The organism is Algihabitans albus (assembly GCF_003572205.1).
In the GTDB taxonomy this organism is placed as follows: domain Bacteria; phylum Pseudomonadota; class Alphaproteobacteria; order Kiloniellales; family DSM-21159; genus Algihabitans; species Algihabitans albus.
In genome coordinates this window covers 208,839-232,727 of sequence record NZ_QXNY01000003.1, presented here as the reverse complement: position 1 = coordinate 232,727, position 23,889 = coordinate 208,839, and the positions used below count along the sequence as shown (strand labels likewise).

The 23,889-nt window shown below is 64.2% G+C and carries 24 protein-coding genes; 16 read left to right on the top strand and 8 right to left on the bottom strand.

Annotated elements, in window-relative coordinates; translation table 11 throughout:
* Position 1 precedes the first annotated feature (1 nt).
* From DBZ32_RS07820 to DBZ32_RS07805, 4 genes are all read left to right on the top strand, one after another.
* Positions 2–1,135 (top strand): acyl-CoA dehydrogenase family protein, encoded by a 1,134-nt coding sequence (locus tag DBZ32_RS07820; protein WP_119166585.1) that lies wholly within the window; start codon positions 2–4, stop codon positions 1,133–1,135.
* Entirely contained in the window at positions 1,128–1,571 is a 444-nt protein-coding gene (locus DBZ32_RS07815; RefSeq protein ID WP_119166584.1) for a PaaI family thioesterase, read from the top strand. Before DBZ32_RS07820 ends, DBZ32_RS07815 begins: the two co-directional genes overlap by 8 nt.
* Positions 1,568–3,100: a class I adenylate-forming enzyme family protein gene (locus DBZ32_RS07810; RefSeq protein WP_119166583.1), complete on the top strand. Its 1,533-nt coding sequence runs from the start codon at positions 1,568–1,570 to the stop codon at positions 3,098–3,100. The genes DBZ32_RS07815 and DBZ32_RS07810 overlap by 4 nt, the downstream gene beginning before the upstream one ends.
* Before the next feature lie 100 nt (positions 3,101–3,200).
* The gene (locus tag DBZ32_RS07805; protein ID WP_119166582.1) at positions 3,201–4,637 is read left to right on the top strand and encodes a DUF3179 domain-containing protein; all 1,437 of its coding nucleotides are present in this window, start codon (positions 3,201–3,203) and stop codon (positions 4,635–4,637) included.
* Positions 4,638–4,652: 15 nt separating this feature from the next.
* Here DBZ32_RS07805 and DBZ32_RS07800 read toward each other — a convergent pair whose 3' ends face one another.
* The 7 genes from DBZ32_RS07800 to DBZ32_RS07770 form a co-directional block, all read right to left on the bottom strand.
* Positions 4,653–4,976, bottom strand: a complete 324-nt coding sequence (locus DBZ32_RS07800) for an antibiotic biosynthesis monooxygenase family protein (RefSeq protein ID WP_119166581.1) — start codon at positions 4,974–4,976, stop codon at positions 4,653–4,655.
* 38 nt (positions 4,977–5,014) lie between these two features.
* Positions 5,015–5,797 carry a heme ABC transporter ATP-binding protein gene (locus DBZ32_RS07795; protein WP_119166580.1) on the bottom strand — a complete coding sequence of 261 codons (783 nt, stop codon included), beginning with the start codon at positions 5,795–5,797 and terminating at the stop codon, positions 5,015–5,017.
* Positions 5,797–6,888 carry a FecCD family ABC transporter permease gene (locus tag DBZ32_RS07790; RefSeq protein WP_119166579.1) on the bottom strand — a complete coding sequence of 364 codons (1,092 nt, stop codon included), beginning with the start codon at positions 6,886–6,888 and terminating at the stop codon, positions 5,797–5,799. The genes DBZ32_RS07795 and DBZ32_RS07790 overlap by 1 nt, the downstream gene beginning before the upstream one ends.
* A gap of 4 nt (positions 6,889–6,892) precedes the next feature.
* On the bottom strand, positions 6,893–7,756 hold the full coding sequence (locus tag DBZ32_RS07785) for a heme/hemin ABC transporter substrate-binding protein (protein ID WP_208539146.1): 864 nt from the start codon (positions 7,754–7,756) through the stop codon (positions 6,893–6,895).
* A gap of 10 nt (positions 7,757–7,766) precedes the next feature.
* Positions 7,767–9,917: a TonB-dependent hemoglobin/transferrin/lactoferrin family receptor gene (locus DBZ32_RS07780; protein ID WP_119166577.1), complete on the bottom strand. Its 2,151-nt coding sequence runs from the start codon at positions 9,915–9,917 to the stop codon at positions 7,767–7,769.
* Between the two features lie 172 nt (positions 9,918–10,089).
* Entirely contained in the window at positions 10,090–10,263 is a 174-nt protein-coding gene (gene hemP / locus DBZ32_RS07775; RefSeq protein ID WP_119166576.1) for a hemin uptake protein HemP, read from the bottom strand.
* 213 nt (positions 10,264–10,476) lie between these two features.
* Positions 10,477–11,400, bottom strand: coding sequence for an alpha/beta hydrolase (locus tag DBZ32_RS07770; protein WP_119166575.1), 924 nt, complete (start codon positions 11,398–11,400; stop codon positions 10,477–10,479).
* Between the two features lie 268 nt (positions 11,401–11,668).
* Between DBZ32_RS07770 and DBZ32_RS07765 the strand changes: the two genes are divergently transcribed.
* From DBZ32_RS07765 to DBZ32_RS07745, 5 genes are all read left to right on the top strand, one after another.
* Complete coding sequence (locus DBZ32_RS07765) at positions 11,669–12,106, top strand: ExbD/TolR family protein (protein ID WP_119166574.1); 438 nt, start codon at positions 11,669–11,671, stop codon at positions 12,104–12,106.
* A 155-nt stretch (positions 12,107–12,261) separates the two neighbouring features.
* Positions 12,262–13,092 (top strand): MotA/TolQ/ExbB proton channel family protein, encoded by an 831-nt coding sequence (locus DBZ32_RS07760; protein ID WP_119166573.1) that lies wholly within the window; start codon positions 12,262–12,264, stop codon positions 13,090–13,092.
* Positions 13,046–13,477: an ExbD/TolR family protein gene (locus tag DBZ32_RS07755; RefSeq protein ID WP_119166572.1), complete on the top strand. Its 432-nt coding sequence runs from the start codon at positions 13,046–13,048 to the stop codon at positions 13,475–13,477. Before DBZ32_RS07760 ends, DBZ32_RS07755 begins: the two co-directional genes overlap by 47 nt.
* 8 nt (positions 13,478–13,485) lie before the next feature.
* A complete protein-coding gene (locus DBZ32_RS07750) occupies positions 13,486–13,944 on the top strand; it encodes an ExbD/TolR family protein (protein ID WP_119166571.1) in 459 nt (152 codons plus the stop codon).
* Complete coding sequence (locus tag DBZ32_RS07745; RefSeq protein WP_119166570.1) at positions 13,941–14,930, top strand: energy transducer TonB; 990 nt, start codon at positions 13,941–13,943, stop codon at positions 14,928–14,930. Before DBZ32_RS07750 ends, DBZ32_RS07745 begins: the two co-directional genes overlap by 4 nt.
* A gap of 126 nt (positions 14,931–15,056) precedes the next feature.
* Here the strand turns inward: DBZ32_RS07745 and DBZ32_RS07740 are convergent, their stop codons facing one another.
* On the bottom strand, positions 15,057–15,860 hold the full coding sequence (locus DBZ32_RS07740; protein WP_208539145.1) for an aspartate dehydrogenase: 804 nt from the start codon (positions 15,858–15,860) through the stop codon (positions 15,057–15,059).
* Between the two features lie 110 nt (positions 15,861–15,970).
* Here DBZ32_RS07740 and DBZ32_RS07735 point away from each other — a divergent pair, with 110 nt between their 5' ends.
* From DBZ32_RS07735 to DBZ32_RS07705, 7 genes are all read left to right on the top strand, one after another.
* On the top strand, positions 15,971–16,906 hold the full coding sequence (locus tag DBZ32_RS07735) for a LysR substrate-binding domain-containing protein (protein ID WP_119166569.1): 936 nt from the start codon (positions 15,971–15,973) through the stop codon (positions 16,904–16,906).
* A 68-nt stretch (positions 16,907–16,974) separates the two neighbouring features.
* A complete protein-coding gene (locus DBZ32_RS07730; RefSeq protein ID WP_119166568.1) occupies positions 16,975–19,347 on the top strand; it encodes a xanthine dehydrogenase family protein molybdopterin-binding subunit in 2,373 nt (790 codons plus the stop codon).
* Positions 19,344–20,318: a dihydrodipicolinate synthase family protein gene (locus tag DBZ32_RS07725; protein WP_119166567.1), complete on the top strand. Its 975-nt coding sequence runs from the start codon at positions 19,344–19,346 to the stop codon at positions 20,316–20,318. Before DBZ32_RS07730 ends, DBZ32_RS07725 begins: the two co-directional genes overlap by 4 nt.
* 19 nt (positions 20,319–20,337) lie before the next feature.
* Positions 20,338–20,898, top strand: a complete 561-nt coding sequence (locus DBZ32_RS07720; RefSeq protein ID WP_119166566.1) for a 3-hydroxyanthranilate 3,4-dioxygenase — start codon at positions 20,338–20,340, stop codon at positions 20,896–20,898.
* 79 nt (positions 20,899–20,977) lie between these two features.
* Entirely contained in the window at positions 20,978–21,958 is a 981-nt protein-coding gene (locus DBZ32_RS07715) for a TRAP transporter substrate-binding protein (RefSeq protein WP_119166565.1), read from the top strand.
* 119 nt (positions 21,959–22,077) lie between these two features.
* Positions 22,078–22,626 (top strand): TRAP transporter small permease, encoded by a 549-nt coding sequence (locus DBZ32_RS07710; RefSeq protein ID WP_119166564.1) that lies wholly within the window; start codon positions 22,078–22,080, stop codon positions 22,624–22,626.
* Positions 22,623–23,888 carry a TRAP transporter large permease gene (locus DBZ32_RS07705; RefSeq protein ID WP_119166563.1) on the top strand — a complete coding sequence of 422 codons (1,266 nt, stop codon included), beginning with the start codon at positions 22,623–22,625 and terminating at the stop codon, positions 23,886–23,888. Before DBZ32_RS07710 ends, DBZ32_RS07705 begins: the two co-directional genes overlap by 4 nt.
* The last annotated feature ends 1 nt before the right edge of the window (position 23,889 follow it).

Genomic DNA, 23,889 nt, shown 5'->3' with positions numbered 1-23,889 from the left:
GATGAATTTCGAACTGACCAGCGAGCGGCAGATGCTGCAGGACACGCTGCGGCGCTACCTCGGTGATCGCTACACGACGGAGGTGCGTAACCGTATCATCGAGAGCGATGCGGGTATGAGCGCCGAGATCTGGCGTGAACTGGCGGACTTGGGAATCGTCGCGGCGCTCTTTACCGAGGACCAGGGCGGATTCGGTGGCCTGGGGTTCGACATCGTCACGGTTTTCGAGGAGCTTGGGCGCGCCGGCGTCGTGGAGCCCTTTCTGGACACCGCCGTTCTGGCGGGGGGATTGGTGGCCGATCTCGGCAGCGAGGCCCAGCGAGCGGTGCTAGAGCGGGTTGTCGGCGGTGAGGCGCAGCTGGCTTGGGCGCATGGTGAACCGACCAGCCGCTACGACCTAAGCCATGTGGAGACGACGGCACGATCCCTTGACGGCGGAATCGAGTTGAATGGCCGCAAGTCGGTGGTCGTGAACGCCGAGGCCGCCGAAGCGCTCGTCGTTACGGCACGGGAAAGCGGAGAGCCCGACGATCCGGAAGGCCTGTCCCTCTTTCTGGTTCCCGGCGGGACGCCGGGTCTCAGTCTGCGCGGCTACCCGCTGATGGGCGGCGCGCGCGCCGCCGAGGTGACACTGGAGACGGTTCATGTTCCCGAAGCCGCCCGTTTGGGTCCAGCAGGAGACGTCTATTCGGCCATCGAGCGGCGGGTCGCCATGGCGAACGTCGCCCTGTCTGCCGAGGCGCTTGGCGCCATGGAGACCGCGAAGGCGCTGACGGTCGCCTACCTCGGGACGCGCAAACAGTTCGGCCGGCCGATCGGCACGTTCCAGGCCCTTCAGCACCGGATGGCCGATTTGATGATCGAGCTGGAGCAGGCCCGATCCGCTGTGATCCTGGCGGCCGGGCATATGGCCGACGAGCGCTGCAGCCGGGAACGTCATGTGAGCGCCGCAAAGAACCTGATCGGTCGTGTGGGCCGGCTGGTGGCGGAGGAAAGCATTCAGATGCACGGCGGCATTGCCATGTCGCAAGAGTACGAGTTGGCCCATATCGCCAAACGCATCGTCATGCTCGACCACCGGCTCGGCGATACCGATCATCACATGGAACGTTTTATTGCCTTCAGCCATGTCTGAGGATTCGTCGGATATTGCGTCCGGTACTCCGAACCTGATTCGCGACGAGACCGGCCCGCAACGTCTCATCGGCTATCTGCTGGATGTCGGTCAGGCTGATAGGCGCGCACGCGGTTGGCTCGATCTGGATCCTCGCCATCTCAATCGTCATGGTGTGCTGCACGGTGGGATCGCGACGACGCTGCTCGACAGCGTGTGCGGTGCGACCGCCAGTCTGACCGTGGACGCGACGGGGCGCGTTCCTTTCCTGACGATCTCCCTGACCACGCAGTTCGTGGCGGCGGCGCGCGCAGGGCGAGTGACCGCTACGGGGCGTCTCATCGGCGGCGGCCGCAGTTTGCTGTACGTCGAGGGCATCCTGGAGGACGAGGGCGAGCGTCTGCTTGCGACGGCGACCGGTGTGTTCAAGCGCGTTCCGGCGGAGCAGAAGGCATGACGCGAATCCACGAAGTTCTCGATCGGCAAGCGGAGGCGCAGGGCGAGGCGGTGGCCATCATCGACGCCGACGGCACGCGTTTCAGCTACCACTCGCTCAAGACCGCGTCGGAGGACGCCGCCCGCCTGTTGCAGTCCAAAGGCGTCATGCCGGGCGACCGACTTCTCGTCCTGGCGGAGAACTGCGCCGCCGCGGTGGCTTTCATTTTCGCGGCGTCCCGCCTGGGCGTCTGGTCGCTGCCGGTCAATGCGCGATTGGCGGCGCCCGAGGTCGACCGCATTCTCGCCTACGCAACCCCGCGTGCGGCCGTCTTGACGGTCGGAGTCTCTCCGGATGCGGCTTCTCATGCCGAACGGCTGAAGGCGCAACCACGGGATGGTGCCTTCGGTTCCATTGCGCTTGCGACACCCTATCCAAGTGCCCCGGAGCCTGAGGAGGATGTGGCGGTCATGCTTTTGACCACCGGGACGACGGGGCAGCCGAAGGGTGTGATGTTAACCCACGACAACCTGCGTTTCGCGGGTCGTGCCTCGGCGGAGCTGAGGGGCATGCAGCCAGGCGATATCGTCTATGGCGTGCTGCCGATGACCCATGTCTTCGGATTGGCCTCCATGATCATGGCCGCCACCCACGCCGGCGCCTCGATCAAGCTGGAGTCGCGCTTCAGCCCCGAGGCATTGCATCGGGCCCTGACGGAGGGTGTGACGATCCTGCCCGCCGTCCCGCAGATGCATGCCCTTTTGATGCAGTACACCCATGCCCAGGGCCATGAGACGCTTGAGAACGGTGCGCTACGCTATGTCTCTTCCGGCGCCGCTCCGCTCGATCCGGTGTGGAAACGAAAGGCGGAAGCCTTCTACGGCATTCCCTTGCAGAACGGCTACGGCATGACGGAAAGCACCGCAGGCGTCTGCGCTACGGTGAATGCGATCGGCGACCCGGATATCTCCGTCGGCAGGCCGCTGCCGGGGATCGAGATCCGGATCGACGAGACCGCCGCAGGTGGTGGAAAGGGCGTCGGCGAAGTGCTGACTCGCGGGCCGCATGTGATGAAGGGTTACTATCGAAACCCGGAGGAGACGGCCAGGATACTGGATGCCGACGGTTGGCTCCACACCGGCGACCTGGGTCGCCTCGATGGCGAGGATCGCCTCCATATCGTCGGTCGGGCCAAGGAATTGATCATCCGCGGCGGGTTCAACGTCTACCCGCAAGAGGTGGAAGCCGCATTGAACGATCATCCCGCGGTCGTGCAAGCCGCCGTGATCGGCCGCAATCTGGAGGGCGGTGACGAAGAAGTTCTGGCTTTCGTGCAGATCAGCGCTCCAGGTCGTGTCGACGAGGCCGGTCTGAAGGCGCATGTGGCAAAGCTCCTGTCCGGCTACAAGCGGCCCGAACGGATCGTGGTTGCGGAAAAGCTACCGGCGGCCGCAACGGGTAAGATCCTCAAGCACAAGCTCATCTCGACCTTCGAACGCGAGTTGCGGGCCGAGGAGGAGTCCGAGACACCGCCGGGCTCTGGGAGATAGCGTCCGCTCACGTTTCGCAACGAATGCGTGAACGCTGCTGGTGCTTCGTCTCGCTTGGTCACATCTTCTCGAGCAGTCTTCACGAGTTCGGGGAGTGCTCATGGTCCGGTTTCCGCGCTACCAGCCCGTAGCCGCAAGGTCGGTAAGACGTATCGTCCAGGCGGCGGCCGTGAGTCTGGCCGTCGGATTATCGGGCCCGGCTGTGGCGCAACTCAGCGATGACGAAATCCTCTCGCACAGCCTCGATCTCGTCTTCGGTGACCGCTCGGAGGCTTTACAGTCGCTTGAGATACTGGCGGCAGAGGAGGATCCGCGCTTGGCCTTCACGGTCATCACCGCCATGCGCTACGCGCCGCTACCGCAGGAGGCGACGCAGGAGGCTTTGGCGGCTATGGCGAGCGAGAGGCTGGCTGCCGAGCAACTGGATAACGACGACGTTCCCGAGGGTTGGTTCGAATGGATGCTCTGGCGTGAAGAGACGCCCGACCTGGCTCCGCACCCCAGCTTCGCCGAGTTTCAGCGCCAGTTGCTCTCCCGTATCGATCCCCGTTTCCTGGAGTTTCTGCCGACTGGTGTGAAGCACGAAATCCGGCTGGAGGAGATCGCCTGGGGCGGTGTCCGGGTGGACGGGATCCCGGCGCTCACCAATCCAGACTTCCTTGCCGCGGCGGACGCGGACTATCTGCGCGATGACGATCTGGTCTTCGGGGTCGAGATCAACGGCGATGCCCGTGCCTATCCGCTGCGCATTCTTAATTGGCATGAGATGTTCAACGACGTCGTTGGCGGAGTGCCGGTATCGCTCGCCTATTGCACCCTCTGCGGTGCCGGTATCCTGTTCGACACGATGGTCGAAGGCCAGGACGCAGCTTTCGTGTTCGGCTCCTCTGGCTTTCTCTACCGCTCGAACAAGCTGATGTACGACACCGCCACCCGTAGCCTCTGGAACCAGTTCACCGGCCGTCCGGTGGTCGGGCCGCTGGTCGGATCGGGGATCGAGCTGCCGATTCGTCCTGTTGCCATCACGTCTTGGGCGAACTGGCGGGACAGGAACCCCGACACTCGGGTGCTGTCGCTCGACACCGGGTTCCGCCGCGACTACGGCTCCGGCGCAGCCTATACGGAGTACTTCGCAAGCCCGGAGCTGATGTTTCCCGCGGTACTGCATGACGATGCGCTGGCCGCCAAGGATTTCGTCTTCGGTTTGCGTCTGCCGGGCGGCGCGAAGGCCTGGCCCCTCAGCGCTTTTGCCGGTGGTGCGGTCATCAACGACCGCGCCGGACTGGTCGACGTGGTGTTGGTGGGCGACGAGGCGACCCGCACGGTTCGTGCCTATCGGCGCGACGGCATCGTGCTCGCGGCTCAGGACGACCGTCTCGACCGTCTGACGGGCGGCGGCACGACCTGGACCGTGACCGAAGAGGCGCTGCTGGCCGACGACGGCCGCAGTCTTCAACGCGAAGCCGGCCACGTCGCCTACTGGTTCGCCTGGGCCGGCTACCTGCGCGACGCCGAACTGTATGTGCCGCCCGAGTAGGCTTCGCCTTGTGCCTCACTCGGCCGCTTCGGTGAGCTCGAGGACAACGTCGAAGCCCTCGAATTGCGGGCCGCCCAGGTACATGCCCTTGGTCTCGCCGGCGCCCTTGTGCGCTTGCCGGAAGGCGTCGGACTGGGTCCAGGCCTCGAAGTCGGCGCGCGTCCGCCAGATCGTGTGGCTCGCGTAAAGCGTATGATCCTCGCCGTCCGGTCCCTTGAGCAGGTGAAACTCGACGAAGCCGGGCAGACCCTTGAGGCGACTGTCACGGCCGCGCCAGACGGTTTCGAAGTCTTCCTCGCGACCCTTAACGACACGGAAGCGATTCATGGCGATGAACATTCAATTCGTCCTTTTCCGGTTGTCGACGATAGCTCTGGTCAAAGTGGAATCAGCTGTGGGCAGCCGCGCGTCGGGTGACGTTGGATCGCGACTTTAAGTTTGAACGCTCTCTCGATTTGGGGCTCCGTCAGCACGCTGTCCACCGTGCCGGCGGATTGGACCCGCCCTTCGGACAACAGCACCAGTCTGTCCGCGTAGAGCGCTGCCAGATTGGGGTCGTGCAGGACGGCGAAAACACCTAGCCCCCGTTCCGCCAAGCGGCGCGCGAAGGCGAGCAAGCGGTGCTGATGCGTGAGATCAAGATTGTTGGTCGGCTCGTCGAGTAGCAGGAAGCGTGGCCGGTCGTTATCTGTGTCCGGCCAAATCTGCGCCATGACGCGGGCGAGTTGGACCCGCTGGCGCTCGCCGCCCGACAGAGTCGGGTAGATCCGCTGCGCCAGATGGGCGGCGTCCACTTCGTCGAGCGTGGCCGCTGCGACATCCAGATCGCGGGTCAGGCTGGAGCGGCCGTTATGGGCGCTGCGGCCCATCATGACGACTTCCAAGACGCGGAAGGGAAACGTCAGTTCGGAGGATTGCGGCAACACGGCCCGGCGTCGGGCGAGGCCGGCGCGTGACCAGTCGGCGAGAGGACGCCCGTCCAGCGTCACCGTCCCGCCGTCGGGCGCCAGCGCTCCGGACAAGAGATGCAGCAGCGTCGACTTTCCGGCTCCGTTCGGACCGATCAGGGCCGTGACCCGAGCCGGCTCCAGTGCGAGGTCGACGCCGCGAAGGATCGGGTTGCCCTGGCGGGCGAAGTGCAGGCCGGTGGCATGCAGCATCACCAGAGACCCAGGCCGCGCCGGCGCAGCAGCAGCCAAAGAAAGAAGGGACCGCCGACGCAACTGGTCAGGATGCCGATCGGAAGCTCGGCCGGAAGCACGAGGGTTCGCGCGAGCAGGTCGGCCAACAGAAGCAGGGTGGCCCCGAGCAGGGCCGAGGCGGGCAGCAGCAAGCGGTGATCCGGTCCAAGCGTGAGCCGTACGAGGTGCGGAACGACGAGGCCGATGAAGCCGATGACGCCCGTCAAGGCCACCGAAGCGCCGACGGCCAGAGCCGTCAGCAGGATGGCGACGCGTTTCACGCGCTCGATGTCGAAACCGAGATGCAGGGCTTCCGTCTCGCCCAGCAGCAGCCCATTGAGGGGACGCGCCAGCAGCGGCAAGGCCATCGCCGGCGCCAGCATGAGAGGGGCGGCGATCAGCAGTCGGTCCCAAGTTACGCCGCCCAAGCTTCCCAGTAGCCAGAAATTCAGGTCGCGCAGCGCCTGGTCGTCGCTGATGAAGATCAGCAGACCGATGGCGGCGGCGGCCATGGCGTTCAGCGCAATGCCGGCCAAAAGCATGGTCGCGACTTCGGTCCGGCCTTCGCGGCTGGCGATACGGTAGACCAGGAGGGTGGTGCAGAGTCCTCCGGCGAAAGCCGCCAGAGGCAAGAGAAGGTCCAGCAAACCGGCGGACAGGCCGAGTGACAAACTACCGCCGAGCACGATCACACCGGCTGCGCCCAAAGCGGCCCCGGTGGACACGCCGATCAGGCCCGGATCGGCCAGGGGGTTGCGAAAGAGCCCCTGCAACGTCGCGCCGGCAACCGCGAGGGCGGCCCCGACCAGAACCGCCAGACAGGCCCGTGGCAACCGGATCGCCAGCAGGACCGTCTCCTGCATCGTTTCGTGGGCCGATAGCCAGTCGAGGCCTAGGCGGTCCAGGAAGATCGAGAAGACCTGCAGCGGCGAGATCGCGACGGCGCCAATACCGACCGACAGCAGGAAGGCGACACCCAAACCGCAGGCCAGAAGAACCAGCGCAAGGCGGGCTTTGGCGGCCTGGCTGTGCAGAAAGCCGGCGGTTTCGCGGACGGCCGTAACGGCCATGGGCCTAGCGAACCTCCCCGATCTCTGGGTGCAGCGCTTCTGCCAGTTCCGCGACGGCTTGCGGCGTTCGGGGCCCGAAGCCGAGCAGCAGCAGGCCGTCCATCGCTACGAGACGACCGGTGGTGGCCGCAGGGCTGGCGGCGAGCTCGGGCCGAGCCAGCAGGGCGTCGCGACCGCCGAACCGCTCGAGGGTTCGCTCGGTGACCAGCACGACCTCTGCGCGGGTCGCGGCGGCCGCTTCCGGTGAGAGCGGCCGGAAGCCGGAGAAATCCGCCAGGGCATTTCGGCCGCCGGCCATCTCGATGATACCGGCTGCCGAGGTTTCCCTCCCGGCGGCCAGGGGTGCGCCCGTGCCGACCGACAGCAGGAACAGCACGCTCGGCCGATCCGGCAGATCTGCCAGTTTCGCCGCCACATCTTGCTGCGCCGCCTCGATCCCGGTCACCAACCCTTCGCCGTCTTCGACCAAGTCCAGCGCGGCCGCCACTTGTCGAACCTTCTGCCGCACACCGTCGAGCGTCGGCTGATCGGGTAGGGTGACGATGGCGACTCCGGCGGCGCGCAGTTGCTCGATCGTCGCCGGCGGTCCGGCATCTTCGACCAGAAGCAAGAGATCCGGCTCCAAGGCCAGGATGGGTTCGGCGGAGAGCTGGCGCATGTAGCCGACGTCCGGCAAATCGTCGGCCTGTGGCGGGTAGCTGCTCGTCGTATCGACGGCGACTAGCCTGTCGCCCGCGCCCAGTTCATAGACGATCTCCGTAATGGAGCCGCCGACGGAGATCACGCGTTGGGCCTCCTGAGCGGCAGCCGGAACCGCGATGCCGCCGGAAATCAAGAGGGCGAGCATCCAAGTCTTCGTATGTCTCATGCGTATCGTCTCACCAGTTCAGGCTGTAGCTCACGGCGGCCTTGAAGTTCCGTCCGGCTTCGTTCGCGTTCGTGAAGACCCGCGCGTATTCTTCGTCGAAGGCGTTATCGATACCGAGATCGAGACGGAACCCCTCGAGCAATCCATCCGACGGCTGATAGGCGAAATAGAAATCGTGGACGTCGTAGGGCTGACGCCGCTCCGACTCGTCATTCACCTCGTCGAACTCCTGCGCTATGACTGCGCGCCAGCCGATCAGGGAGTCGATCTCGGGAAGCTTGATCCCGGTATTGAAGGTGTAGGTGTTGGGTGTGAGCGTATTCAGCTTCTCACCGGTGTCTTCGTTCTCGCCGTCGATCATGGAAAACCCGAAACCGAGAAGGATCCGGTCGTTCTCGTAGCTTGCCTCTACTTCGCTCCCCCAGAGCTCGGCTTCCGGCACGTTGGTCGCCCTGGTTGTGCCGTCGCAGTCGCCGGGGATAGCGGGGATACAATCGACGCCTGGCGTCGGCTGATTGACGCTTTGATCGATGAAGTCCTCGCCCCAGATGCGGAAGTGGGTTGCCTTGATGCTGAAGGTGTCTCGGGGAAAGGCAATCTCGTCGAAGGTCAGCCCAGCTCCGAACTCGACGGTCTGGGTCGTTTGCGGCTTGAGGTCCGGGTTGGGAACAAAGCGATTGGTGATACTCGGACCAAGTCGGAAATGCGTCCCCGTCAGATAGAGCTCGTCGAACGTCGGAGCGCGGAAGGCTTCCGCATAGTTTGCGAAGAACAGAAGCCACTCCTGCGGCAGGTAGCTCACGCCGATGCGCGGTGAAAGCCGGCTCTCGGTGGTCTCGTCATCGGCAAGATCGCTGGAGGCTTCGTAGCGGTCGAAGCGTAGACCGGGCAGAATCAAGAGGTCGCCGGGCAGTCCGAAGGGCTCCGCCAGATTGAACTCCGCCTGCCCGAAGACACCGGTGAAGAACGCCTCGGCGTCGGGCACGCCGTCGCGCTCGCCGTCCCCGGCCGCACCGTTCTGGTCGTCGCGGTAGACCTCCGTACCGTAGGTTAAGGTAACTTCGGCTCCATCCGTCAAACGGAATCGCGACCGGTTGTCGAGCCGAAAGCCGAGGGTATCGACATCGCGTTTCAACAGCTCGCCGGAGGGGCCGGCCCCGTTGTCGTCGAGCCGCAGCTCGTCCGCCTGGAAGGCCGTGTAGTAACCGGTGACGTCCAGGTCGATCCAACGGTTGCCCGGGTCGTCGAAGCTATAGGCCAGCCGAACGTTATCCGACCGGATCTCCTTGTCGACCACGTCGTCACCGCCGAGGCCTTGTCCGTTGTTGGGCTCCTCCGCATCGTTGGCGAAGCGTGTATAGCTCGCCTCGACACGATGGTGATCGCCGAACTCGAACCCGCCCTTGACCAAGCCCGAGAGGATCGAGTCGTCGGTGTTGTCGAGCCGGTCGCCGTCGCCCAGTTCGATGTCGCCCGAGTCCCGGTGCGTAACGCTGCCAAGCAGTTCGAGCCCCTCGAGCGGCTTCCCATAGGCGGTGAAGGTGCCAAGCAGTTCTTCGTTGACCGACTGCACCCCGGCACCGACCCTCGCGCCGAAGGTTTCGCCGGGGGCCAGGAAGTCGTCCGGGGTGACCGTTCGGAACTCGATCACGCCACCGGTGCCGCCGCTCCCGTAGAGTGCTGAAGCCGGACCGCGCAGCACCTCGACGCTGCGCAGCAGGCTGGGGTCGATGAAGAAGCGGCCGTCGTGCGCGGAGCCGAAATTCTGCCTGGCGCCATCCACCAGGAGCACGACGTCGGGTCCTGAGAATCCACGGATCGACGGCACCTCGCCGGTGCGGCGCGGACCGCCCGTGAACTCCACGTTCGGAACGAGTTTCAGCACATCGTCCGGAGTGGACGGTTGCAGGCGCTGTAGCTCCTCGCGATCGATCACCGTCACCATGCCCGGATAGACGAAAGGGTCGATCGCGTTGCGGGTCGCCGTCACCGAGATCGTATTCATGCGAAGGGCGCCGTCTCCTTCCGGCCGCCCAACCTCCAGGTTCTCTTGCGTCATCGGTGCCATCTCGTTCGCATCCTGGGCAGATGCCGTTTCACTCCACATGACCGTTGCTGCCGCCAAGCTCAGCGGCGCGACGCCCCACAGCGTCTTCATCATTTCTGTCAGCCCCTCTCAAAGCGCATGCTCTTGCTAGAACATGCGTCCTGGCGGGCTGCCTGAGGCCTCTCTAGGATGGAGGAGAGGCCGTCGGTGGCTGGCTTGGACGCGGTAACACTCTCGACGGTTTCGATGCCGTTGTTGCGGACCGTCACCGGTTCTTCGACCCGACCTACTTCGTCAGGATCAGCTTGCCGTTGCTCGTGCAACGCAGCCTGTAGGTCTCCCCCTTGTGTTCGATCAGAATCTCACGCGCACCGGCGAGCAGGTTCGCACTGTCGATGCGGAGAGCAGCGCTCCGCTTCAGCGTTTGACCGACTTCGTCCTGCTTCTCGTCTCGCGACATCCCGCCGATCGTCTCGATCTATTCAGCCTGCATTTTTATGCGAATGAGACGCATTCTTAATATCTGCGAAATCACTCGCTAAACGTGACTTGATCTTAAAAGCTATGATGCAAATGATTCGCATTTTCAAGTCGGAAATCGAAGCATGGCTGGATCGGTAATGTCGTTTCCGGCCGTTCGACCCTCAGCCGGACGACTGGTCGCGACCGATCTTCAGTGTCTTCGGGGCTTCGAGACGAAATCATGAATCGCCCGAACGACGCGGTTTGAGATCGGTCGGTGAGGGTCGCCGTAGCTTTCCAGGTTCTCTCGCCGATCGCCGGGCGTCACCGATTTAAGCATATGGTTGACGGTCTGGAGTAGCAGCAGTTCGGCATCTGGGTTGGCATTGTGCAGGCGCTCGGCATCGACCTCCGTGATCTGCAAATCCTCCCGCCCTTGCAAGATCAGGAGCGGCATGTCCAGTTCGGCCAGGAGAGCTGCGGGGTCGTAGGAGAAAAGGCTGATCAGGAAGTCCTGAAGACTCGCGGTGAAGAGCGGCGAGAGCGCGGAATCGAGTGTGGTGGCGTCGACTCTCTGGCCCTTTTCCAAGGCCGCAATGGCTTTGTTGGCCTGCTCGACGAGTCCTTGATCGCCAAGACCGGCCGCCAGTTGCTCGCGCAGTATCGTGCCCAGAGGGCGTCCGGGCCCGGCAAGCAGAATAAGACCGCAGATATTCCGAGGGTCTTGCGCGGCCACCAGTGCGATCAAGGCGCCCTCGCTATGTCCGGCCAGCCAGACGCAATCGGCTGCGGTTTCCGTGCGAATCGCTGCGACCCAGGCTTTCGTGTCCGACGCATAGTCGGCGATCGTCACGGCATTGGGGTCCGCGATCGCCCGCGCGCTGCCGCCCAGCCCGCGTTTGTCGGCCCGCAGCGAGGCGATCCCGAGGTCCGCCAGACCTCCGGCGAGTAAGGCATAGCTCGAAGCTCTTACGCCGAGAGGACTGTTGCCGTCCCGGTCCGTCGGTCCCGACCCGGGGATGATCAAGACCACCGGCGCTCCCAGAGTGTTGCTGGGTTGTAGCAAGGTTCCGGACAGCGGTCCCTCGGGGCCGGGGATCGAGAACTCCGATTCGGCGGCTGCGGCTGAGGACATTTTCGGTACTCCGAGGCAGAGTGAAGCGCAGAGAAAGGCGGATAGTATCCGGCTCGTCTGCATCGATTGGCTGTACCTTTCACCTTCAGGCCGGCAAGGAATCGCCGTCGCTTGGACAGCAGACAGATCCCAGATATTCATCTTTGGCGTCAACCATTAATGAGAATGATACTCATTTGCGATAAGGTGGCCTATATTGGCGCGCAAATGATGCCAGCGTCGGTCGAGCGCCTTCGCTGAAGGTTCGGTTCCGAACTCTGGAGACCCTATGGCGCCACTTTTTCCCAGTACGTCGGCGGTTTCAGCCTTGCGCAAACGTCAGCGCCGAGGGGTTGCGATCAGCCTTACGCCCCTCATCGATGTGATTTTCGTGGTGCTCATTTTTTTCATGCTGGTCGGCCGTCTCACCACGCCCGACGCCCTGGCGATCACGCCCCCGAACTCCTCGAGCGAGCGTGCGCCTGAGGCACAGCCAATCCTCGTGCTGCTGGGGGCGGACGGGCGCCTGGCTTTCGAAGGTGAAGTTATGAGCGATGATGTCTTGGAAGGTCGGATTGCGCAGCGTATGGCTGGCCGCGAGGAGCTGTCGGTTAGGCTCAAGGCTGACGGTCGAAGTGACGCCAACCGCGTGATCGCCGTGTTGCGCCTCCTCGAGAATGCGGGTGTGGAGCGTTTGGTTCTGCTGACGCTCCCTGCGGAGCATTGAGTCCCCCGATGAGCGGGTATGTCCGGAAAGTGCGATCAGGGTTGAATGCAACGGCGCTTCGTGCTGAAACTGACACTCATTCTCAGTGACATGAGCAGCATCGGCAGTCGTTCGGTTGTCGAAATCAGGCAGGGTTTGATTGAGGATCGGTGGATATGAGCGAGCAAACCGAAGCTGCGAACGCGGCGGAGTCCGACGGGAGCAGCAGCGGTATTGAAGAGTTGAGCGCCGCCGGGCTAGACGCGCCGGCCTTGAACGCTGACGGAACCCTCGTCGATCCGGCAGGTCCGACGGGACTCGTCGATCAGGGCTTGGCGCTGTTTCAAGCCGGTGGTCCGGTGGTCGCGATCCTGGCGGTTATGTCGGTGGTCTCCCTGGCCATCGTTTTCGTCAAACTCTGGCAGTTCCGGGCCGCGCGTCTGGGCGACGGCCGGACGGCGCAAGAGTCGCTCTGGCTCTGGCGGACCGGGCGAACCGGCGAAGCGCTGGCCTTGGCGGACAGCTCTCGGAATCCGGTTGCTCAGGCTCTCGCTCGCGCGCTGCGCGGTCAGCGTCGAGGCTTGCCCGAGGCAAGGGTACGGGAAGAGGTGCTGCGGTATGGAACCGATGTCCTGGAGGCGCTGCGGAGTTGGTTCCGTCCGCTGGAGGTCATTGCCTCGCTGGCGCCGCTGCTTGGGCTGTTCGGCACCGTGCTGGGTATGATCGAGGCCTTCCGCCAGCTTGAGGCGGCGGGCAATCAGGTCAATCCGGCGATTCTGTCCGGCGGCATCTGGGAGGCGCTGCTGACGACTGCCGTCGGCTTGGCGGTCGCGATCCCCGTCGTCGCTTTGCTGAACTGGCTGGAGCGCAGGGTCGATCGTCTGGCGCATGAAATGGACAGTACCGTGACCTGTGTCTTTACGGACGACCTGTCTGCGGAAACCGAGGAGGACCGGAACCATGCAGGCGCAGGCTTCCGCCCCGTCCCCGCCGCGGCTGGCGAGTAGGGCCTCACGGCGGCGCGCGCTGATCAGCCTGACGCCGTTGATCGATGTGGTCTTCATTCTGCTGATTTTCTTCATGCTGGCATCCAGCTTTCTGGACTGGCGCGCGATCGAACTGAACGCGCCGGCGCAGGCGGCCGCCGGCGCTTCGGTCGAGGGAGCGCTGCTGGTCGAGGTGCGGTCCGACGGCCTTCGCTTGTCGGGGGAAACGGTGTCTCTCGATGGACTCGCGACCCGCGTTGCCGCGCGGATCGAGACCACGCCCGACCAGCGGGTGCTCGTGAGACCGGCGTCCGGCGTGGCGCTGCAGGAAGCAGTGGCCGTGCTCGACCGGCTGACGGCGGCTGGCGTCTCTGAGCTGTCGCTGGTTCGCGATGGGGCGAATTGAGGCCAACCATGCGGTTCCAGACGTCCCAGCATCTTCAGTCTCACCGCGCGAAGAGCGACGATGAACGGATTCTGCCGTTGGTCAACGTCGTCTTTTTGCTGCTGATCTTCTTCATGCTTGCGGGCCAGCTCGCCGCCTCCGATCCCTTCGAAATCGCACCGCCGCAGTCGAGCAGCGAAGGGTCAGCCGGGACGCAGGACCTGTTGGTCCTGATCGGGGTGGACGGTCGCCTTGCCCTGGACGGCGAGATGCTGTCTGAGGCTGATTTCAGGACAGCGGTGGCGGAGCGCCTGTCGAACGGCGAAGCGCCGAGCATTCGGCTGAAGGCTGATGGCGGAGCCGAGGCAACCCAGGTTGTCGCCGTCATGGAATTGCTGCGCGCGGCTGGCGTCGAGCGCCTCACCTTGCTGACCTTGCCTCAGCCGGGGTCTTCCGCCGGCACTCCCACCGACGGGGAGAGCGGATGATACGGATCGCCACACGGCATTGGCTGACGGCTTTCGGCGTCGCCTTGCTCTTGCATCTTGGCATCGGCATCGCCGTGCTGTGGCAGGCGCCGGAGAGCGGCGCCCAGCAGGCTGGCATCGGCGGTATCGAGATCTCTTTAGGTCCTGCCGGTGGCGCACCGGGAGGACCCGCCGCAGAGACGCCGGACGCCGAGGAAGCCGAGGCGGTGGCGCCGGCCGAGGCCGCGCAAGACCCGGCACCGACCGAGGTGACGGCCGTTCCGCCCGATCCCGTTCGGCCTGAAGTCGAGCCTCTGGAGGTGCCTCAAGCGATCGAGCCGGAGGTGGCGGAACCTGTCGAGGCTCTCGTTGCCGAGGTTCCGGAGGTCGAGCCGGTCGAGGCTGAGACACCTGTCGTCCCAATCGAAGAACCGTTGTCCGAGCCTCCTCTGCCGGAAGAACCTCAGCCGGAAGAAGCCGTCGCCGAGACGGTTGTCACGCCGCCGCTGCCGCCGCGCAGGCCGCCGCCGCAACAAGTTGCCCAATCACAGCCCGAGGCCGTAACGGAGAACCCTCCCGCGCAGGCTCCCGCAGCGGAGACACCGGACCAGACGGCCGCTCTCACGCCGACCGCACCGGGCGCCGACGGTCGGTCGGGCACGCAGGCCAGCCCGAACGCCGGCAGTGCGAACGACACCAGCGGTGGTGGCATGCCGGGTGCGGAGGCGGACTACATGGCGCTTCTCCAGGCCTGGCTCGAGAAGCACAAGGAATACCCACGGCGCGCACAGGTGCGCCGACAACAGGGCACGGCCTTGCTCTACTTCGTGATGGATCGCGACGGGCAGGTGATCGAGTACCGGCTGCAGGAGAGCTCCGGTTATGAACTGCTCGACCGGGAAGTCTCGGAGATGATCAAGCGGGCTCAGCCCTTGCCGAAGATGCCGGACGATCTGGCACAAGCTCGCCTCGAACTGGTCGTGCCGGTGCAGTTCTTCCTCAGGTGAGCTCCTGGCTCCCGGCTGAACGCCGGAGAACAACGGGTGATGTCGCGACCGACCCTCGACGAGCGGCCCTCGACAAGCGACCGCTCGACGAACGGCTCCGGGTGCCGTAGCTGACTCTGCCCGGCGTCAACCGATGCGAAGTGGTGCCAGCCGCCGTTCGACGGCGCTCACGAGGCTCATGGCGGCCAGTGCAGACGACTTCGGGTTGTCTGCCAGGGGGGCGCCTTCGAGCTCGACCTGAAGTCGCCCGAAGGCACCGCGTGCCTCGATCTCGTGCCGATTGCGATCGACGCTTGGATCCGCGATCAGTCGAACTTCGGTGTCGTCCAAGCCCAAACCGGCAAGGGCGACGATGGCCGCCACGTTCGCGTTCTGCGGATAGCGCAGCGCCGCCGCACGCGCAGGACCGCGGAAGTGCTCCGTCGGCTCCGCCAAGCTGTCAAGATCCAACACCTCTTCGGCTGCCGTGCCCTTCCAGCCTGCGGGTGGCTTTCGGGCCCGGTAAGAGACCTCCCGCAACCCGCCGATCCGCGCGGCGGTCAAGGCGTCGATACCGCCGATCGCGCCGGATGCCAGCTCCAACTGAGCGCTCCCGGCGCGGGCCGCCGTGTTCAAACGCTCGGTCAGCTGCGCATCGGCCAGCGCGCCGACAGACAGGGTTATGACGTCGAGGCCGGCGCGCAGCAGATCCGGCCCATGTGCGGCCAAGCCTCCATGTCCGGCACAGTCGAGCGCGACATCGAAAACGGTTGTATCGAGGTCGGCCACCTGCACGCCGACCTTGGGTCTCGGTCCCAAGGCCGCCAGGGCGGCAGCTTCCCGTCCGGGCCTGCATAGGACGGCGCCGATCTCGACGTCGTCGCGCTCGGCGAGTTTTTGGCTTGTGAACCGGGCGATCGGTCCGTAGCCGATCATCGCAAGTCTCAACATGCGTGCTTCCTCTATCGTGCCGGTGCAATCACGTTTCGGTTCTTTAGCAGCCTCCGGGGCGGCACAGATAGGCATGGCTGCCGTATGGAGGATTGGCGCATCATGGCGGTATGACTCGCTCGCTCATCAGCTTGCAGCGCATCTCCGTGCGGCAGCTCCGCCTTCTTGTGGCTGTCGCCGAGACCGGCAGCATGGTGCGCGCGGCCGAAGTGATCGGCCTGACCCAGCCTGCCGTCACGAAGTCGATCCGCGACCTGGAAGAGGACTTGAGGGTCGAGCTCTTTGTCCGCGGCAGGCGCGGTGTGGAACCGACCATCTATGGCCGAACCCTGGTCCAACATGCCCGCTTGGTGCTGGCGCAGCTTGCGCATGCTGCCGAGGCGTTGGAAGACCTGAGCCACGGCACTGGCGGTCGGGTGGTGGTGGGGACGCTGCTGGCCGCCTCCGCATGGCTGCTGCCGCGTGCGATCGCCCGGCTCAGGCGCGAACGCCCGAAAGTCGTGATCGAAGTGGTCGAGGGGACCAACGAGCGGCTGCAGCCGATGCTCCTGCACGGTGATCTGGACATGGTAATCGGGCGTCTGAGCGAAGTTCGTCACCGCAGCGGCGTGCGCCAGGAACAAATCTACGCCGAGGAAATCGTCATCCTCGCGCGACCCGACCATCCGCTGCTCGCTTGCGAGACGACGACTCTCGCCGATCTTCAGCGTGCCGAATGGATCCTGCCGCCGCCGGAAACGACTCTGCGCCGCCAACTGGAGAAGGCTTTTTTCGATGTCGGACTCGAACCGCCGGTTGCGGTCGTGCAGTCCCTGTCTCTGCCGACGAATCGCCGCTTGCTCCGCGAGAGCGATCTGCTGGGTGCCTGGCCCGAAGGTATCGCCGCCGACGAACTGGAAAGCGGCCGGCTGGTTGCGTTGCCGATCCGCCTGAGCCAGACCCTCGGACCCGTTGGCGTCTCGATCCTTAAAGGCAGCCAGCTTTCGCCCGCTGCGGAGCTTTTCCTTCAAACACTGAGGGATGTCGGCCATACCCTTCAGCCATAACTGTTGGTTATATCAAATTCCCTGATCGCTATTTGTCGACCTAGGCGACAGGCCGCACACTCGCTCCGATGACTTCGTTTGCGCAGAAGCGCTCTCCTTCGGATCGGTTGTCCGATCATCCTTCTGATCCCGACCCGGCTTCCGACCGGAACGCTCTGGCGGCCGGTGGTTTCGGTGTGCCTCTGTGCCGGGTCGAAGATGTCCGTTTGGTAACCGGCGGCGGCTGCTATGTCGCCGACTTGACTGAACCGACCGCTTTGCATCTGGTCTTCGCCCGCAGTCCCTTGGCTCGTGCGCGGATCGCCGAACTGGATGTCCGGGTCGCTGCGGCGCAGCCTGGGGTCGTCGCGGTTCTCACGGGTGAGGATCTGACGGGACTGCCGCCCCTCGAGACCAACCCCGTGCTGGGGCCGATGGCGGTTCCGGCCGTGCATCCGCTGGCCATCGACGAGGTGCATGCCGTCGGGCACGCGTTTGCCGCCGTTGTCGCGGAAACCGAAGACCTGGCGCAGTCCGCCGCTGAACTGATCGAGGTGGACTTCGAGCCGCTCGAGCCGGTCAGCGATCTGCTCGCTGCTTTGGATGCCGGTCCTCTGTTCGCTGGAATGGAGTCGAATGTTGCGATCGACCGACAGTGGCGCAGCGGTAAGCCGGAAGACGCCTTCGCGATGGCTCACAGCGTCGTCGATGTCGAGCTGCAACATCCGAAAGTGGCGCCCTCGCCTCTGGAGAATCGCGCCACACTGGCCCGCTGGGACGCGGCGACCGAATGCCTGATTTTTTGTACCGGCAGTCAGACGCCGCATCGGGCGCGGGCGGACCTGGCACGCATTCTCGGCCTCGAGAGCGGTCGGGTGCATGCCGTTTCCCCCGACGTCGGCGGCGCATTTGGTATGAAGGCCTCGATCTACCCGGAGGATGTGGTCGTCGCCTATGCGGCGCGGACGCTGGGCCGATCCGTGCGCTGGTCAGCCGAACGAGGAGAGGACTTGGCCGCGGCGTCCCATGGCCGCGGCGCCAGCACGCGGGGGCGTATGGCCTTCGACGCGAGCGGCCGTATCCTGGGCTTGACCGCCGATCTCCTATTTCCGCTCGGCTGCTGGATGACCTATAGCGCTGCCGTTCCGGCTTGGAATGCGGCGCGCATTCTGCCGGGTCCCTACGCCATCGAGGCGCTGGAGGTGCGTGTGCGCGCAGTGGTCTCCAACACAGCACCTGTCGGGATCTATCGAGGCGCTGGACGGCCAGAGGCGGCGCTCTTGCTCGAGCGGCTTCTGGATGAGGGCGCCTTTGCGCTGGGACAGGATCCGGCCGATCTGCGGCGCCGCAACCTCCTGAAGCCGCATGACTTGCCGGTCGTGCGACCGGGTGGGGCAAGGTTGGATGGGGGTGATTTTCCCGAGCTGCTCGACCGTGCCCTGGCACAAGCCGGCTATCGATGCCTTCTGAACCGGCGGCAGGTGCGCCGGGCTCGTGGCGAGCTGGTTGGCCTCGGCCTCGGCCTCTACGTCGAGCCTTGCGGCCAAGGCTGGGAGAGCGCTGCCGTTACGCTGGACCTGAAAGGCGGCCTGAGCGTCGCGTCGGGCTCCAGCGCACAGGGACAGGGCCGGCAGACGGCCTATGCGCAGATTCTGGCCCGTGAACTCGCGGTGTCGCCCGATGCCGTGCGCGTCGTCTTCGGCGATACCCGGACAGCACCAGAGGGAATCGGCGCCCTGGCCAGTCGCAGCACCGCGATTGGCGGGAGCGCCGTGCAGCAGGCGGGTCGCAGACTGATCGCGCGCGCCCGGCCGTTGGCCGCTCGATTGCTCAATGCGGCGCCGGACAGCGTGACCTTCGGGTCCGCCGGATTCACCGCCGAGACCGGTGTGCGGCGTCCCATCGGCTGGGACGAGATTGCTGCCGAACTCGACGAGCCGCTTGTGGCTGACTGCGTCTACACGGCCGACGCCGAGGCTTGGGGGGCCGGCTGCTGCTTGGCCCTGGTTTCCGTCGACCGGGATACAGGCTGCGTCTCTCCGGAGCGCCTTTGGTATCTCGACGATGCCGGGACAGTGGTGAACCCCCTTCTGGTCGATGGGCAAATTGCCGGCGGGATAGCGCAGGGTATCGGTGAGGCTTTGCTGGAGCGTGTCTGCTACGATTCGGATGGTCAGCTGCTCAGCGGGTCTTTGATGGACTACGCATTGCCCCGCGCAAGCGACATGCCGTCGTTCGACCTGGCGCGCATGACGACGCCGTCGCCGTCCAACACGCTTGGAGCGAAGGGAGTTGGAGAGGCAGGTACGATCGGTGCGCCGCCCGCGATTCTGAATGCCGTTATCGACGCACTCTCACCTCTGGGTGTTCGTCGATTGGACATGCCTTTGACGTCCGAGCGGGTCTGGCAGGCGATGCGCAGTGCCGAGAGGGATACGCCCAGGGAGGAACGGGGTCGATGAAGTACCGGCGTCACCAAGCCAAGGACCATGCTTTCACGCATATGAAAGGGATCTGGGCGGCTGCACTGCAGCCCTTCAAATCGGACCTGAGCCTCGATGACGAAGGGTTCCGCAGTAACATCGCTCATTGGATCGACGCGCTCGGCATCGACGGTCTCTTCATTGCCGGCAAGCAGGGCGAGTTCTTCTCCATGAGTTTGGCCGAGCGCAAGCGCGCTTTTGAGATTGCCGTGGAGGCGACTCGCGGAACCGGCGCCGGGACGATCATGTCCTGCAGCGACCAGAATCTCGACACGGTGCTGCATCTTGCACAGCACGCCCAGGCTGTCGGGGCCGACTACATCGTGGTTCACGCACCGGTACTGCATTTCGTCAACGAACGGGACGACGTGTTGCTCGCCTACTACCGCAGGATCAGCGAAGCGGTGGATATCGGGATCGCCCTCTGGAGTCATCCGGACAGCGGCTACCTCATGAGTCCGGAGCTCTGCGCGCGCATCGCCGAGCTGCCCAACGTGGTGGCGATCAAATACAGCGTGCCGCGCGAAATGTATGTTGAGCTGACCCGTATCGCCGGTGACCGCCTGCTTGTCAGCACGGCCTCGGAGGAGGAGTGGTTGGACAATATTCTGGAGCTGAATTGGCAACTCTACCTTTGTTCGTCGCCGCCGTATCTCCTGCAGACGCCGACCGACCGGCGTATGCGCGACTACACGGACCTGGCCTTCGCCGGCAAGGCGGAAGAAGCGCGTCGGGTACGGAACAGCCTCGACCCCGTGCGACGGGCGCTGAAGCAGACTCGTCCGGGTGGCAAACCACAGGCACATCAGAAGTACTGGCAAGAGCTGCTCGGGCAGACCGGCGGCGGCGTGCGGCGGCCTATGCTGGATCTGACCGAAGATGAGAAAGCGGCAACGCGGGCGGCCTTTGCAACCTGCGGGCTGTCTCTCTCGCGCGGCGCGGCCCAGTAGACTCGAGGAGATCGTCGTCATGACCGCGCATCCCGTCCACCCACGTTTCGCGCCCTTCGATTTTAAGCGTTGGATCGAGGATCATCGAGACGTTCTGAAGCCGCCTGTTGGCAATCAGCTGGTTTTCGAAGAGGCCGGCATGGTGGTGATGGTCGTCGGCGGTCCAAACCAGCGGGTCGACTTCCACGACGATCCGGTCGAGGAATTTTTCTACCAGTTGCAGGGCGACATGCTGCTCAAAGTTGCCGAAGGCGGCCAGATCTACGATGTGCCGGTCCGTGAAGGGCAGGTCTTCATGCTACCACCGCACGTGCGCCATTCGCCGCAGCGTCCCGTCCCCGGATCCGTTGGCCTGGTTGTCGAAAGTCCGCGTATGGCCGGCATGAAGGACGGTTTCGAATGGTACTGCTTCGACTGTGGCAGTCTGGTGCATCGGGTCGAAGTGCCTGTCGCCAACATCGTGACCGATCTGCCGCCGCTCTTCGATGCCTTCTACGCGGACGAAAGGGCTCGCACTTGTCCGAACTGCGGGGCGCTGCATCCCGGTCGCAAACCGCCGGAGGGATGGGCTCTGGTCTAGAAGCCCGTGGGACAGGGAGGGCGTGGTGGGAGTCAAGGTCTGTAAGTTGAGTTCAAAAAATGAACAGGGAGCTAAAAACATGAGGCATTGGGGAACGATCACCGCGGCTTTCGTCGCCGCTGCCGTTGTCTTCGCGTTCGGTGGAGGTGCGATGGCCAAGGAGTTTCGTCTCGGCTTGATTACACCGCCGCCGCATATCTGGACCAAGGCGGCCGAGGCTTTCGGCGCCGACCTGGCTGCCGAGACGGAGGGAGCGCAGACGGTCGCGGTCTTCCCGTCTCGCCAGCTCGGCAATGAGGCCGAGATGATGCAGTTGCTGCAGTCCGGCGCTCTGGACATGGCCTTTCTGACCGTGGCCGAAGTCTCGAACCGGGTACCGAACTTCGGCGCTTTCTACGCTCCCTACCTGGTCGAGACCATCGATCAAGCCGGTGCGGTTCTGAAGAGCGATGTCGCCTTGAGTCTCCTAGAGCCGTTGCCGCGAGAGATCGGAGTTGTTGGGCTCGGCTACGGTATGGCCGGGCTGCGCCAGATCGTCTCGCGCGATACCATTGAAACGGTCGATGATCTGGTCGGCAAAAAACTGCGCATCACGCCTTTCGAGCCGATTCGCGATTTCTACAACTTGGTCGGCGCGGCGCCGACGCCGATGCCGCTGCCTGCGGTTTACGACGCCTTGGCCAACGGTCAAGTCGACGCGATCGACATGGATCTCGAACTGATCTGGAAGCTCAAGTACTACGAGCATGCCGATACGGTGCTGATTTCCGATCACATGATGTTTCCGATGGTCGGTCTGGTCTCGGCCCGCGTCTGGGGTGGTCTGTCGGAGGAGGAGCGGGCCGTTATCCAGCGTCTGATGAAGAAGCATCTGGATGGCGTAATTGACAGTTACGTCGCGCTTGAAGCGGACTTCCTGGCCGAACTCGAAAAGGCCGAGGTCCCGATCAAGACCGTCGACCGCGACTTCTTCGCGGACGTGGTGACGCAGTGGGAAGAGACTTGGGGTGAGAAGGCCCCGGTGCTCGACGATCTGCGCACGGTGGCGGCTGGTCTTTAAGCGCACCCCTTGGGCGGGTCGCAAGGGATGAGTGCTCGGCAAGCCGGTCGCTGCGACGACCGGCTTGCCACTCTCTTGGAAGTGCAGGAAAGTCTGTGCCCTGCAATGGGGGCGGCGACATGCGGATCGTGACGGCCATCTCGGAGGGTGTCAGCCGGTTGGAACGTGCCCTTCTGATTGCTTTGACGCTCGTCATCACGCTGTTGATCCTCGTCAACGTGGTGACACGAGCGTTCGATGTCGCGATCTATTGGGTCGACGAACTCGCGATCTACTGCCTGATCTGGCTGGTCTTCATTGGCGGGAGCCATACGCTCCGCCTGGGCCGCCAGGTGCGCGTAACCGCGGCCCTGCTGGCCGTGCCTCCCTCGCTGCGCACGACCTTGTTGGTCGCGATCGACGCCGCCGTCTTCGCCTTCTCCCTTCTGCTTGTCTGGATGGCATGGATCTGGTTCGATTTGCCGGGGTTGGCGGCGGCCGGCTTCGACACCGACGCTTTTGCCGGCACCACCTTCAACTTCATCTACGATGAGCCGACCTTGACCATCGGGATCGACAAGTTCTGGATCTGGTTGGTGATGCCCTGGTTCGCCGTGACCGCCAGCGTACATGCGGCTGCGAACCTGCTTGAGCGGCTGAGCGGGCGCGCATCGGTGGAGGTGTTTTGACCGGAGGCCTCTTCCTTGTGCTGCTGCTGGTCGGGATGCCGATCAGCTTTGTGCTGATGGTGACGGCTTCGGCCTATATCTGGCAGTCGGGAAACGATGCGCTGTTCGGCTCCTTCATGCAGCAGTTGTTCGCTGGCGTCGAATCCTACGGTCTACTGGCTATTCCCCTCTTTATGCTGACCGGCGAGTTGATGAATGCCGGTGGCCTGACCCGGCGGCTGGTCGCCATGGCGGCCGTCTTCGTCAGCGGCATGAAAGGCGGTCTGGCCTACGTCAACGTCATCGCGAACATGATGATGGCGTCGATCATGGGCTCGGCAATCGCCCAAATCGCCGTCATGTCGCGCGTTATGGTTCCAGAAATGGAGCGCCAAGGGTACGACCGTGCCTTTGCAGGTGCGCTGACGGCGGCTGGCGGCCTGCTTTCGCCGATCATTCCACCTTCCATGCTGTTCGTGATTTTCGGTGTGTTGGCACAGATCGCGATCGGCGACCTCTTCATCGCCGGGATCATCCCTGGCCTGTTGCTCGGCGGATCGTTCTTCCTCTGCATCGCGCTGATCGGCTTCGTCGTCGACTTTCCCATCTCGCCGCGACCGGACCGTCGTGAGATCCTGAAGGCGCTGGCTAGCGGTCTGCCGGCTCTCACAATACCTGCCGTGATCATCGGAGGTATTCTGCTGGGCTTGGCGACACCCACGGAATCCGCTGCGCTGGCGGTCCTCGCGGCGCTGCTGATCGGGCGTTTCGTCTATGGCGAGTTGAGTTTTGCCGCGCTTCCCCGGGTGTTTTACGACACGGCCGTCAATTCGACCGTCGTCACTTTTCTGATCGCCGCAGCCAATGTCTTCGGTTGGGTCTTGATCTACGAACAGGTTCCCCAGACCGTCGCGACCTGGACCGGGGGGCTGACCGACAATCCCGTCGTGTTCATGCTGCTGGTCAACCTGCTTCTGCTCCTGGTCGGTATGATCATCGACGGCATTGCTGCTTTGATCATGGTAGTGCCGATCTTGATGCCGATCGCAGTCGACGTCTTCGGAATCGATCCCTATCACTTCGGTGTTGTCGTCTGCATCAACTTGGTGCTCGGGCTTCTGACTCCGCCTGTGGGTGCCGGACTCTATGTGGCAGCCAGCATGGCTCAAGTATCGCCGATGGCCGTCTTTCGTGCGCTCCTGCCTTTTCTTGGATCGACTCTGGCCGTGCTCGTTCTGCTGAGTTGGCAGCCCGGTCTGGTCACATTTCTGATCCGCGACTGAC